This window comes from Spiroplasma endosymbiont of Seladonia tumulorum (assembly GCF_964020235.1).
Classification (GTDB): Bacteria; Bacillota_I; Bacilli_A; order Mycoplasmatales; family Mycoplasmataceae; genus Spiroplasma.
This window is the reverse complement of sequence record NZ_OZ026545.1, coordinates 575466-588284: the sequence shown is the minus strand read 5'-3', so window position 1 is coordinate 588284 and position 12819 is coordinate 575466. Positions and strand designations below refer to the sequence as shown.

Annotated in this window: 12 protein-coding genes; 1 reads left to right on the top strand and 11 read right to left on the bottom strand. The window is 24.9% G+C overall.

Features of this window, described 5'->3' with window-relative positions; all coding sequences use genetic code 4:
• Positions 1-224 precede the first annotated feature (224 nt).
• Positions 225-719 (top strand): lipoprotein, encoded by a 495-nt coding sequence (locus AACL22_RS03785; RefSeq protein ID WP_338989550.1) that lies wholly within the window; start codon positions 225-227, stop codon positions 717-719.
• 44 nt (positions 720-763) lie between these two features.
• Here the strand turns inward: AACL22_RS03785 and AACL22_RS03780 are convergent, their stop codons facing one another.
• The 11 genes from AACL22_RS03780 to AACL22_RS03730 form a co-directional block, all read right to left on the bottom strand.
• A complete protein-coding gene (locus AACL22_RS03780; protein WP_338989708.1) occupies positions 764-2959 on the bottom strand; it encodes a hypothetical protein in 2196 nt (731 codons plus the stop codon).
• Complete coding sequence (locus AACL22_RS03775; RefSeq protein WP_338989547.1) at positions 2959-4215, bottom strand: hypothetical protein; 1257 nt, start codon at positions 4213-4215, stop codon at positions 2959-2961. The genes AACL22_RS03780 and AACL22_RS03775 overlap by 1 nt, the downstream gene beginning before the upstream one ends.
• 13 nt (positions 4216-4228) lie before the next feature.
• Positions 4229-4498: a hypothetical protein gene (locus AACL22_RS03770; RefSeq protein WP_338989546.1), complete on the bottom strand. Its 270-nt coding sequence runs from the start codon at positions 4496-4498 to the stop codon at positions 4229-4231.
• A gap of 21 nt (positions 4499-4519) precedes the next feature.
• Positions 4520-5662 carry a hypothetical protein gene (locus AACL22_RS03765; protein WP_338989706.1) on the bottom strand — a complete coding sequence of 381 codons (1143 nt, stop codon included), beginning with the start codon at positions 5660-5662 and terminating at the stop codon, positions 4520-4522.
• Between the two features lie 12 nt (positions 5663-5674).
• On the bottom strand, positions 5675-7270 hold the full coding sequence (locus AACL22_RS03760) for a hypothetical protein (protein ID WP_338989543.1): 1596 nt from the start codon (positions 7268-7270) through the stop codon (positions 5675-5677).
• Positions 7271-7298: 28 nt separating this feature from the next.
• Complete coding sequence (locus AACL22_RS03755; protein WP_338989705.1) at positions 7299-8549, bottom strand: hypothetical protein; 1251 nt, start codon at positions 8547-8549, stop codon at positions 7299-7301.
• Positions 8550-8566: 17 nt separating this feature from the next.
• Positions 8567-9025, bottom strand: coding sequence for a hypothetical protein (locus AACL22_RS03750; protein ID WP_198049827.1), 459 nt, complete (start codon positions 9023-9025; stop codon positions 8567-8569).
• Positions 9026-9037: 12 nt separating this feature from the next.
• On the bottom strand, positions 9038-9196 hold the full coding sequence (locus tag AACL22_RS03745; RefSeq protein ID WP_338989005.1) for a hypothetical protein: 159 nt from the start codon (positions 9194-9196) through the stop codon (positions 9038-9040).
• A 1062-nt stretch (positions 9197-10258) separates the two neighbouring features.
• Entirely contained in the window at positions 10259-10522 is a 264-nt protein-coding gene (locus AACL22_RS03740; RefSeq protein ID WP_338989702.1) for a hypothetical protein, read from the bottom strand.
• Positions 10477-10761, bottom strand: coding sequence for a hypothetical protein (locus AACL22_RS03735; protein ID WP_338988664.1), 285 nt, complete (start codon positions 10759-10761; stop codon positions 10477-10479). The genes AACL22_RS03740 and AACL22_RS03735 overlap by 46 nt, the downstream gene beginning before the upstream one ends.
• Positions 10762-11718: 957 nt before the next feature.
• Positions 11719-12567 (bottom strand): hypothetical protein, encoded by an 849-nt coding sequence (locus AACL22_RS03730; protein WP_338989701.1) that lies wholly within the window; start codon positions 12565-12567, stop codon positions 11719-11721.
• Positions 12568-12819: the final 252 nt, after the last annotated feature.

Sequence of the window (12819 nt, the reverse complement as noted above, 5' to 3'; positions counted from 1 at the left end):
CTTAGAATTTTTCCCAAGTATTTTGAAAAGCGCGGCAAAAGTTTTTTTAAACTTTAAGTAATTTTTCGCAAAACTTATGAAAATCACCGCGAGCCCAGATTGACCCTTTCCACATAATAAATTAAATAATTTCCTTTCAAACTCTTAAATAGCCCTTGTATATATATATATATATATATATAATTGTGATTGTAAGAAAATTTTAGCGAAAGGAATTTATAATAATGAAAAAGATATTAAGTCTTTTAGGTACAATCACTCTAATTGGAACAAGCACAACCAGTTTAGTTGCTTGTAATACACCGCAATATACTGAAAAAGAATTAGCAGATTTAAAAGAAAAAAATAATATAAATATAAATGGAAATATTTTAGAATGAATAGCATCACAAGAAAAACCATTTAGTAAAGTTGATAATAAATATTATTTTGTAGTTTGACGTAGTGATACAAATAGTAATTGAAGAATTATTAAATTTTTGAATGATACAAATAGTAAAAAAGAATTAGATAGTTATGGTAGATATAAACTTATTTTTAAAGAATATAGTCCTTTTTATGATTTTACATTATTAATTAGAGGTGAGCGAGGTGATGCAGATCATACTTGAAAAGATGATAATGGCACATATTTTAAGTTTCTTTATCGTTGAAATTTAGTAGATAAACAAGCACCCGATTTATATCTTGATAATAAGAATAATATAAATGTTAAATAATAAAAATAATAGATAAATTAAAAAAGTCATTTTAAAATGACTTTTTATATTTCTAATGTAATTAATGATAATTTTTCATTGTTTTTACTAAATAATTCTAAATTATTAATTGTAATTTGTTCTTTTTCTGTAAAAATTGTAATTTCATAATTACCATAACCTCATATCCCAGATATTTCAACTTTATTTAAAATAAATAGTTTTTCGTGTTTAAAAAAAGTTATTTTAATACTATCTTCAACTAAATTTTTAATTATACTTATTCAATTTGCTTTTGAATAAAGTAATTTATATCATTGCGAAAAATAGTTTAAATAGTTTTCTATTTTGTCATTAGAAATAATTAAATTTGTTAAATATTTGCCATATTCTCCATCAGATAATTTAATTTCTGCTGGAATTAGAGAGGGAATGTTATTTGTTTCTAATTCATTTGTAATTGATAATCAATTAAAATAATTTATTTCTAGTTGATAAATAATATTTCCTGAAATATCTTTGTTTTTAACAGTTACTTTAATTTCATCATTACTATTAATATTATTTTGTTGTTTTAAATTTCAATCTGTAATTTGTCCTGTTTTTGGTGATATAAAGGGTGTATTTGGCTCACCAGTTCCTTCTCAACGATAAAGAAACTTAAAATATGTGCCATTATCATCTTTTCAAGTATGATCTGTATCACCTCGCTCACCTCTAATTAATAATGTAAAATCATAAAAAGGACTATATTCTTTAAAAATAAGTTTATATCTACCATAACTATCTAATTCTTTTTTACTATTTGTATCATTCAAAAATTTAATAATTCTTCAATTACTATTTGTATCACTACGTCAAACTACAAAATAATATTTATTATCAATTTCTTTTAAGGGTCTGTTCTTTTCAAAAATTTCTTCTCAATAATTTATTGGTGTTGGTGGAGTAGAACCGCCACTAAAATTAAAATATGATGAATTTAATTTAACTTTGCAATGTTCAAATTCTCAATATCCAGTTTCTACCTCTCTTGGATTAGATAATAATTCAAAATAATAAGGAGAAAATAATTTAACATCATCATTATAACCTTTATTAATGGCGTATTTACTATATGTATAATTTGATAACATGTATATCACTTGTTTAAATCTTTTGACAGCATTTTCATTAAGAGATGTGGGATTATCTAATTTTCAGTTTTCAAATAAACCATCAATTACATCTTCGGGTTTTTGTCCTTCGAATTTTTGGCGCAATTCTGCTGCTTTATTAGTAGGATTACCTTTTTCATCATATTTTGCACCTTGAAATTTACGGTCATAGTTATAACGATATGTTAGATAATTTAATAAAACAATATTTAATTCTTTAACATCTAATAAACCTAAAATATCTTTTCCTTTTATATAATCTTTGACAATACTTCATGGTAAAAAACTTTCGGTAAATCAATACTGAAATATTCTTACATTAGGATTTGTTTCAATAGGCATTGATAGTAAAGGTACTAAACTAGCGTTTTCAATGTTTGATGATGGATAAGAATAAACCCCATTCACATTGCCTCAACACTTAATATTTCCAAATAACATTGATTTAGGGTATTTAATTTCAATTCCAGTAAAAAGTGTATCTTCGGGTAATGATTTTTGTAATACTAAATGAATACTATTTTGGTTTTTTCATTTAAAATCAATCACCTTAACTAAATGAGTAGATTTAATAATATCAACACCATCAGGTGAATAAGGGCGTTTATATTCTTCGATAATATAACATTCATTTTTATTGTTTTCGGTAATTGGTTCATTAATAGAAACTATTTTTAAGTCATAGGATTCTAAAAATTCTTTATCTTGTTTTGAAATATCATTAATTAAAATATCTTTTTCATCAATCATTACATAACTTGTGCTATTATCTTGGATTGTGGTATTTTGTTGAATTTGTAATTTAAAATTAAAGTCACTAATTTCATAACCCGTTATTTTAATATATTCATCTTTGTCAATAAAACCTATTTTAACGCTATTTTGAGAGTAATTTAAGATTGGTTTTTGCTTTGTCTTAACAAGATTATTGATTTTATAAATATATAAGGTTCTAGCACGGTCTTCTGTAAATAATTGTTCTAAATCAGGGTCGCTATACTGCGATTGATTAGCAAAATCTAATGGAATACTATCAATTGAATAGTCAATTGGTTCATCATTTTCTGCTAATTGTGCCAACATTTTTTCAGATGGTTTTAACATTATTCTTGTTCTCCTTCTTCATCATTGGGAATATTGATAATATTTTCATTATTTTTTAGTTGTCTGTTTAAAGTAGCATTTACTGGTAAGTGAACATCAACAATTAACTCATCAATATTTTTAATATTGAATGTTCTACTGTTTAAAATCGCATTATCATATTTAATTAACTTAATAATGAATTCAGTTAATTTAATTTCTCTAATATATATCATTTGTTCGTATGAGGCGTTTGTTTGAATATTTACACCAGCAACTTCCGCCTGAGTTTGTTGTGCTCCCTTAGCAATAGCAGGAACATGATGGCGATTTATTTTATAGTAATTAGTTAATAATCAATCATATATTTTGGTTAATTGTTCACCTTTAAAATTACCAGCGATATAGTCTACTGGTTGAAAATTACTATCGGGGTCACCTTCAACTAATAACAAGTCATTTTCAATAAATGAAGCTAACATTTTACTAATTTCTTGGTCAACTATACCAGTCACACCATTAGTATTAATGGTAAATTTACCACTATTTAATAACGGGTCTAACATTATCTTTTCAGCAATAATATCTAAAATACTAGCAAATTGTTTGCCATAACGAGCAGAAGGTTCAAAATTAGGGTTATTAGGAATAATTTCAATTGGGATAAAATTAAGTGGTAATATTTCTTCTCTTTGTAATGTTGTATAGTTATTTCATTTTGCATCATCAATATACAAATCGGTAATAGTGCTATATAATCGTGTTTTTAACTTTCTAATAACTTTTACTTGTTTAGTTACATAATCAATTTCTAATTTTTCAGTAATAAAAACACTCTGGTCATTTTTAATATAAGGGTCATAATCAAAAGTACACGATACTAGATTACCTAATTCATCATACTGGTCATTATAAAAATCAATGGTAATAAAATTAAGTTTTGAATTATTAGCAAAAATAAAATATGCACCTTTGCCATTTTTATTAATTTTATATTCGTTATATCAATTCTTATTAGTAAAGTCTTGCATTTTTAAAAAGTTATTAATTAATTTAGTATCTAATTTTTGATTAGTATTAGGATTATAAATGCTAATTTCTAAATTTCGTGGATTTAAAAAATTAGCATTATCTTCACAAATTCTTTTTTCTAAAATCTCATTATGTTTTTGAACAGTAACATTTTTACGATTAGTAATCGTTGATGCTAAATTAAGGTAATAACTATCAATATCATATTCTTTTTTTAATTTCTTTTTTGCTGGTAATAATCCCATTTATAACACCTCTTTATTTTGTATCTTCTTTTTTAATAACATCTTCAATACTATCTTGTTTTTGTTGTTTGTTATGAGTTTTGATAAATCTAATAGTTTCAATAATTAAAACAACAACCCCAAAACCATTAAGCATTGCAGCAATAATTACATATGCAGGTCAACCAATTCCTAATTTAGTTGGTCCTATAAAACAAATAATAATTCCTGCAATAAAAAACAATGATGAAACCCCAAAGATTTTCAAAAACATAATTACATCTTTAACTTCTACTTTTGGCATAATAACATCTCCTTTCTAAGCTTACTTTTTTCTTCTAATTTTTATAAACTTCATATTAATTGGTTGGTCATTTTTTAAAAACATTACTTCTCCATTTTCTGATAATTGAATATTACATATTTGATTTTGAAACAATGATGTTGCTTGCATTATAAAACCATTAAAATTAGGAATACTTATAATAGTTCCTGCATTTGAAGAACTGCTGCCCGTATATATTTGGTAAGTATAATTTATATCAAAGTTTTTTATTTTATATTCAATATTAGTAACAAAATCATTTGTATCAATATTTTCTCATGTGCTATATTCATATACTGATTTTGCAGTTGGTACTTCTTCATCTGTTGACTTATCATTAATAATTTTTGTAATTGGTACCTGAATATTATTTTGTACTTCTCTGACTATTTTTGTAAATCTTGGTATATCTTCGGGCTTTGGGTCATTATGAAAACTTAAATCACCATATATGTATATATCTTTAGAACTAACATATCTTTGACAAGATATATAATCAATTTCTATATTAGAATTTTTTGTTAATTTATCTTGTTTTTTATCTAAATTTTCTTTTGTTTCACTTGATAAATTATCAATTTTTTTATCTAATTTGTCATCAGTTTCTATTCTTTCTGTTTTTTCTTTTTCAATTAAAGCATCAACTTCTAATTGAGTATAATATGCTTCTAAATCAATCATTGTTAAATCAATACCTTCTTCTTGAAAAGTACGAAACATTTTCTTTAAAGTTGTTAGATTAGCGAGTGATTTTGCATAAGTAGGCAATAGACCTTGTCATGTTGCCATAGGGTCATTTTGTGAAGAATAATTAATATTACCAACACTCATATTTGCCGAAGTAAAAAACTCAATTGGAATGCGATTAAATGTTCAATGCTCAATCGTAATAAACACCATATTAATACAAATTTTCTTTAATAACGGGTCTTTAAATGTTTCAAATTTTAGTTTTGAAAATGGATAGTTTAAATATGAATTAATCATATTTTGGGCTCTTAAAGCAAATGTTTTAAATCATAATTCTACATTACCTTTAAAGAACTTATTATAACGAACTGGAACTTGTGTAATTTTACCTGTCATTGGATTAAAATTATTATAATTTTCCAAAGTAACATTTTGTCATAATTCATTTAACATTTAATCATCTCCTTATCATTTACTTTTTTTAGAATATATTTTATTTAAAATAAACTTTTTACTATTTAATAGTGTTTTTGTTTTAATTGTTTTGTCTAAATCTTTTTTTGTTCTAAGTTGTTTGTATGCTTGAAATACTAATCCATTACCCAATAAACTATTAACCGCACTATCTTCTAGCGTATTTAACAATTTATCTTTATTAAAGTTATTTTTAAATTGTTCTTGCATTTTTAATATCTTAGCAATTGTTCGATATATTTTAAAACTATCTTTTACTACTTGCTGATAAGCAAGTGGGGCAAAAGAAACTAAATTAAACAAACTTGTTTTTTTAAATCCCCAACCAATAAATCATTCACTATGCATATAGAATTTAAAAGGTTCTGGGGATAAAACAAATTGTTCTGCTTTGATTAAAGTTGTCATAACGACAATAGGGGTATATTTAGGATTTTTATAATATATTGTTAAAGCAACTTCGCCCGCAATTGATAATGGAACAATTTTAACTGCTAAAAAAACATCAGAACCATAAGCAAAGGGTAATAATTGTCCTTTTTTAATAGCCTTAGTTTCAAATTTAGACAATATTTTTTTAGTTTTATCAGTAATTTTATTAATTACTTTTTGTTTAATAGTAATTATTTGTTTTTCAATTGGGGCTAATAATTTTTTAGTTACTTTTTGAATATAAAAATTTGGGTTTAAATGATTTAAAATTTTATTTAATTTAATTGGTGTTTGATGCAAAATATTTAATAATTTATTATTATATATTTTACTGCCCCGCATTAAATTAGCATTTAATAGTAGATTTTTACCAACACCTTTTTTATGAAGATTAGTCATAATGTTATATCACTCATTAATATTAATTTTGCTTATTTTATCAATATTTAATCCATATTCAGACAATCATTTATTAGCATTTTTTTCATTTACGCGTGGTATTTTTTGAACTAATTTAGGACTTATTTTTTGAATATTTTTCTCAATTTTTAATAAATTATTAATTGTTTCTAAATTAGAAACTTTAAAACCTTTATAAAAATCATTTCGGGCTAATTTTCCAATTGTATATAATAAAGTTTCATTATTAGCCTGCTTTGTAAAATCAAATATTAATTTATCAGATAAAATCTTTTTACCTGTAACTTGTTTTACAATATCTTCTAAGTTATTAGCAGTTATTACACCTAATTTTTCAAGTAATTTAGTTTCTTTTGCTAATTTTAAAATTCTAGTTGTGCGAGCAGCACGCGTTAATTTACCAATTCCACCAATTGCTGGTAACAAATTTAAGGCAGTACTTTTTACTGTCACTTCTGATGTTAATTTATCGTATATTTGATTTACGGCAAAATCGGTTGCTGTTTCTACTCCAAACGAGATAAATGCTGCGGCAAAATTAGATAATCCTGCCCCCAATCCAATAGCAGATGCCAAACCACCAGTTAAAACTGATAAACCAAGGGCTAAAACTTGAATTCCTAAAAATTCTAATAACTGTAACCCAAAACTTTTTTCTTGTTGATGGATTGACAATCTGGTTGGATTTTTTTTAACAGCATAAATAAAGGCTGTTTTAGATGTACCAATTGGCATTTTTAAAATGAAAAAGTACTAATGAAAATTATTCATTAGCACCTTTTTTATTAGGTGCAATAGGTCTTAAAACAACTTTAATAGGTTTTGTTTGGCCAATTGCTTTATTTTTACCTTCAATTTGAACAAAAACAGTTTCTCCATCTGTTAAATTAATAGGTCAGTCAACTTCATCGCTTTCAACAAAATAATTAAAATCATTCTCAGTTAATACAATATCTACTTGTTTAACTGCTTTTAAAACAACATTTTTAAATTGTGGTGTTAATTCTTCTTGTGTAACACTTTGCGGATTTTTTACTTTTATATCTGGTTCATCAATTTTATTAATTTTACTAATATCTATTTTATATGTATGTTTAATAATTCCCTTAGGTTCAACTACTGCTCCACCTAAATATAAAACTCTTTCCATAATCAAAGTATTACCCATTCCAGTACCCAATGCAGCTGCACCAACTCTTAATGGAGTATGGTCTTTTTTCCGTAAGATAAGAGGGTCATATTTTTTACTAAATTTAAAGGCAATTGCATTAACACCATCTGGTAATAGAGTAATTGTTCCTTCTGAACCATCTTTATTAATAATTGGTAATTTTTTAGGAACCATATAGTATGTTGTTCCTTCAACAGTTTTCATTGCTCCACTTGTTTCAATTACATTGTTTATTTGGTCGTTTGCTCCAAGTTGTAACTGTAATTTATTACGAATTCCACGAATAAAATCAGCCGAACCCAAGACAACTGTTTCTGATGGAGTAAAACCATTTTCATATATTTTATCCATAATTTCATCATGAATTTGTAAAGCATTTGTATCAACTGCTTTTTGGCCTTGAATGGTTGTAACTGTTCCTTTATTAATAATTTCTAAAATTTTATTGCGTTTATAAGCAACCTCAGTATCCATTGCTTGCTCAATATCAGCAGCTCAAAGATTAGGATTAAAATCACTTTCTACGGGGTCTAATTTACGAGCAAAAGTTAAAATTGTATCTAATTCAACAATTCCATCTTCAAATTCCACTGTTGAATATTTTAGTAGGTTATCATCAGTATTAAATACTTGTCCATTTTTTCCTAGACCTTCATTATATTTAATATTTTTCTTTCTTTTATATGTTAAACCAAACTTATTTGCTTCTTTTCACGCAAATAATGCTTCTCAACTAAATTTTTGTTGATAAGTTTGTAAATATCATTGTTCAAATGTTTCTCGGTCTCGTTTTGTTGCTTGGTTAGCAATATCTCCGAAAATTCTTTGTGGGTTTTGTGCCATAATTTACTTCCTTCTTTCTATTTATTAAATACATTGTCTGTATCTAAAATATTGTTTTCTTTGTTTTCTACTTTTGGTACGCCACCAGTATTAACTGTTTGTACCTTAATTAATTCATCATAAACACTTTGCAATTGTGTTTTAATGATTTCAATATCATCAGTAATATCATAAGACTTTAATAAAACATTTTTAAATTCTTCATTATCAGTTAAAGAATTAATAAAGTCAATTACTTCAATTTGTTTTAATTGAATTGTTTGTTGTTCAATTTGTGAAGTTAATTCAGTATTTTTTGTTTGTAGTTCGTTGATTTGCTGATTATTATTTTCTAAATTACTTGCATTAAATTCTTCAACTTCAGCAGTATTTTCTAAAATAATTTCAGCAGTTTTAATATCTAAACTACCATCTTCATTTTTAATAGGTTCATTATTTTCATCAATAAGAACATATTTTACATTTTTTAATGCCATTGTTTTTTCCTCCTATTTTTTAATATTTGTATTTGTTCTTTTTCTTATTGCTTTTTGTATAATTTCAAAACTATCTACTCTAAAAGACAAAAAATAGCGTTTAGTTTTTATATTTAACTGATTAAATACTGAGCCTTTAATTTTTATCTCATCATCTTTTTTTAATTTCAAAAACTCAGTTAAAACAGCTGGATTATATATTGATAATGTTGAATAATTTAATCCGTCTCACTGACATTTAGCCGAACAAGCATCAACTTCAACACCACCAGCAACCAGTGCCTTAATTTTAGTTTTAATCGGATTTTCATGTAATTTAACAGTTAATTCTAACTTATTAACTTTTTTTTATTTTAGGTTTATTAGTTATTGATTTTTTAGGTAAATTACTTTTTGTTTGTGCCATTTTTTTCAACTCTTTTTGCTAAAAAATACTGTAAATGTTTTCAAGCATCGTGTTCGTGCTCTGACATTTTAATATTTCCTTTATAAATATAATTTTTCTTAATGACTGGTGATTGTAAAATATATTTTAAATTAAATAAATATTTGCATAAAACTTTTAAACCACCAATAAATTTAGGAGTAGATAATGGATTTTTTATTTTTAAACCCTTATGAAGTTGTATAGTGTAAATGCAATTAGTTATTTCCTACTCTTATTAATTAAAGTAATAGCACTTAAAAATAAGTTTCAAACAAATTGTTTGTGTCACCATCTCAATATTTATTGTCATTTGATGTTAGCCTTGGACACATCACGACTATCGCTTAGTTCTAATGAACCAGCGTCGATTTTTACATATTTCCTCATACACTGTTTCAGTACTCGCCTCGGCTGGGGCTGTGAGAGTGAGTATAAACTCATGTTTTTATGGAAGCACTTAGTTATTTAAAATAACCGTCCCACTCTGCATTAAGTTGTTTTGTAAAATTTAAGTTTTAAAAACCCAGTTTCTCAATCAAAGATAATTTTTGAATTCTCTAAACGTTTATAAAACCGCTTTTGTGTTTTATCTTTTACTTTATTCAATAAATCTTTATGTTTTTCACAAGTTCATAAAACTTTATTTGATAAAAATTCTTCAATAATGAATGATATTACTTTATAACAATCATTAACATCACATATTTTTTATTGCTTAATTATCATTACCTCCTTTTAGGAGTTGTTTTATTTCAAATAAAAAAACAACCCTTTAATAAGAGTTGTTTTGTTCTAATTGGTTTACACTATACAAGTTGATAATCTTCAATTATTACAATAACTTTATTTAAATAAGAACAAATTTTATTTTTAAACTCATTTAATATTAAATACATATTATTTATTGCTTCTTCTTCATTTTCAAAATTAAAAGTAATATTATTAATTATTTTCTTTTGCAAAACATTATAAATAATAATACCAGTTTGTCCAATTCCAGCAGGGTCAATTGCAATAATATATTTTAATTTATTTGTTTTATTTTTTTGTCAATTTGTAATATTTTTCATCCATCGGATGCTAAATCTAAAATATCGTTAATTTTATAATATTGCATATATGAAACAATAACATCTCACTTGTCTTTAAATAAATTTAAGTACATTTTGGCTCATTCTAAACATTGCAAATCATAATGCTTTTTATGATGTGAAATACGACAATTAATAGGTTGACAATTAACTCAATCAAATGATGTTGTTATTTCATTTCAAGTTTTATTAATATATTTACTTTTATATTCTGTCATTTATCTATACTCCTTAATTCTTTTTATTTGTTGCTCAAATTTCATCATTAATATCATTTACTGTTACCAGATAAGCTCGTATCATTAATTCTTGTAATTTATTTTTAATTTTTTTATTTCATTTTTTCATCAAATATTTTCCTTTCTGTAAAAAAACATAATATTCCTTTATTAATTAATATTTTGATATTTAGTAAATAATTTATTTTAATATTTAATTACTTCGCCGCCCGCTCCACTTTGAAGGTGAGCGGGGGCGGATAGGATATTTTGATAGAGTTTACCCCATACGGAAATAAACAAAGAAACAGTTTACCCAGTTATTAATTACGCTTCATCCATCCCTACACAACTTTTTATAAAGAAAATAACCTTTTGGAGTTCCAACCCTCTTGTTTTTTTAGTGTCCGATATTGTTTTTTTCGGTTTAACAACACTCTTTTTATGAAAACAAGCCAAAAAACACATGCTCTGACATTTCGCAAGTGATTAATCTTGCCGAGAATTAAAGAAATAAATAGGAGTAGTAAATCCAATCGCTTTCACACTTTCTTTAAGGCTTCGTGCCATAGATGAGTTATTCATTTTTAAGCATCAAAAAATATTAAGTTTTAAAGATTGAATTTTGGATTAATCGTTAGATAGTATCTTTATTTTTTTATCTCATTATCTTTTTTAATTCTTTGTTTATTAAATATATTTTTTAGTAATTATATTTAACAATTAACTAACAACTAAATAAAACAATTATTCAAAATTTTTTAAGAAAAGAAAGGATGGATTTTTCTGAAAAAACATATTTTATTAAGTGTAAAAGATACTATCTAACGATTAATCCAATAAATATAAGTATTTTTTACAAAATAAAAAGCATTTTATTCTTTTTCAATAAAGTGCTACATTTGCATTTACAATTTACACATAAAATAAGGTCTTACTGATAAAAACCAGTAAACCCTATCTTTTTAAACCACTAACAAAAGTAAAGTATGAACCAATACTAATTGTACTAATAAAAATTAAAGTACCAAAAATTGGTTGATAAATTGAGGTAAATGCTAAACTCCGATCCACAGAAGGGACAATTAAGAAAAAGCCGTTTGAATTATAATTACTTTGTGTGTAGAATATATAAACAATTCAAGTAATATATTTTTGTGGAATAAAATAACCAATAATGATTGCTGGTGTTGTTGTTGCATATGATAAATCAATTAAAAAGTCACCGAACAAAAAAGATAAAATAAAAATTAAAATATTAATTGTTTGTACGATATAAATATTTTTTAATGAACCAGCAACTAAAAATGCTAAGAAAAACATTAATAAAATATTTAAAATAATACCAAAAATTCAACCAAATCATTGTGAAAACAATGTAATAAAATTAAATCAATTTTGAACAATATGTTCCTGATGGGCTAAATCAATTAAGAATAAATAACCCACGATTAACCAAATAATAACAAACGTAATTGTAAATAAGACAATTAATAAAGATACCATAAACTGAAGTTTATTTAAACCAAAGTTTTTTAAATACTTTAAAAACACTGAATCATGTCATTCACAAATAATAAATGAACCTAGAAATAGTAAAAACAACGTTGGAATTAAGGTAAAGGATGAAATCATAATATAGCGATTTGTTTTTAACATTTGTTGATATCAAAAGAAATAAACAAAAGTAATTAAAATAATTGGTGCAACAACCATATAAATATATGTTCGCGATGTTTTTAAAATCGTTTTAAACATATAGACAATACAACGATTAAACATCTGATAATTCTGACTAATTTTCATCAATACCTCCTTATGATACCTGAACATTAAAGACAAAACCTGTTGTAGCAATGTTATCGTTATAAACTGGTTTAATCATTAACTGAATGATTTGTTGAGAACTTGTTAAGTCTTTTAAAAAATAATAATTTTTTGTTGTTTCACCAACTCGATATCATTTATTATCTGCAAAATAATATATTGCATAATAATTAAGGTTCCTTACATTTTGACTTTCTCAACTAAAACGAAGATTAAATCATTCTTTGGTTG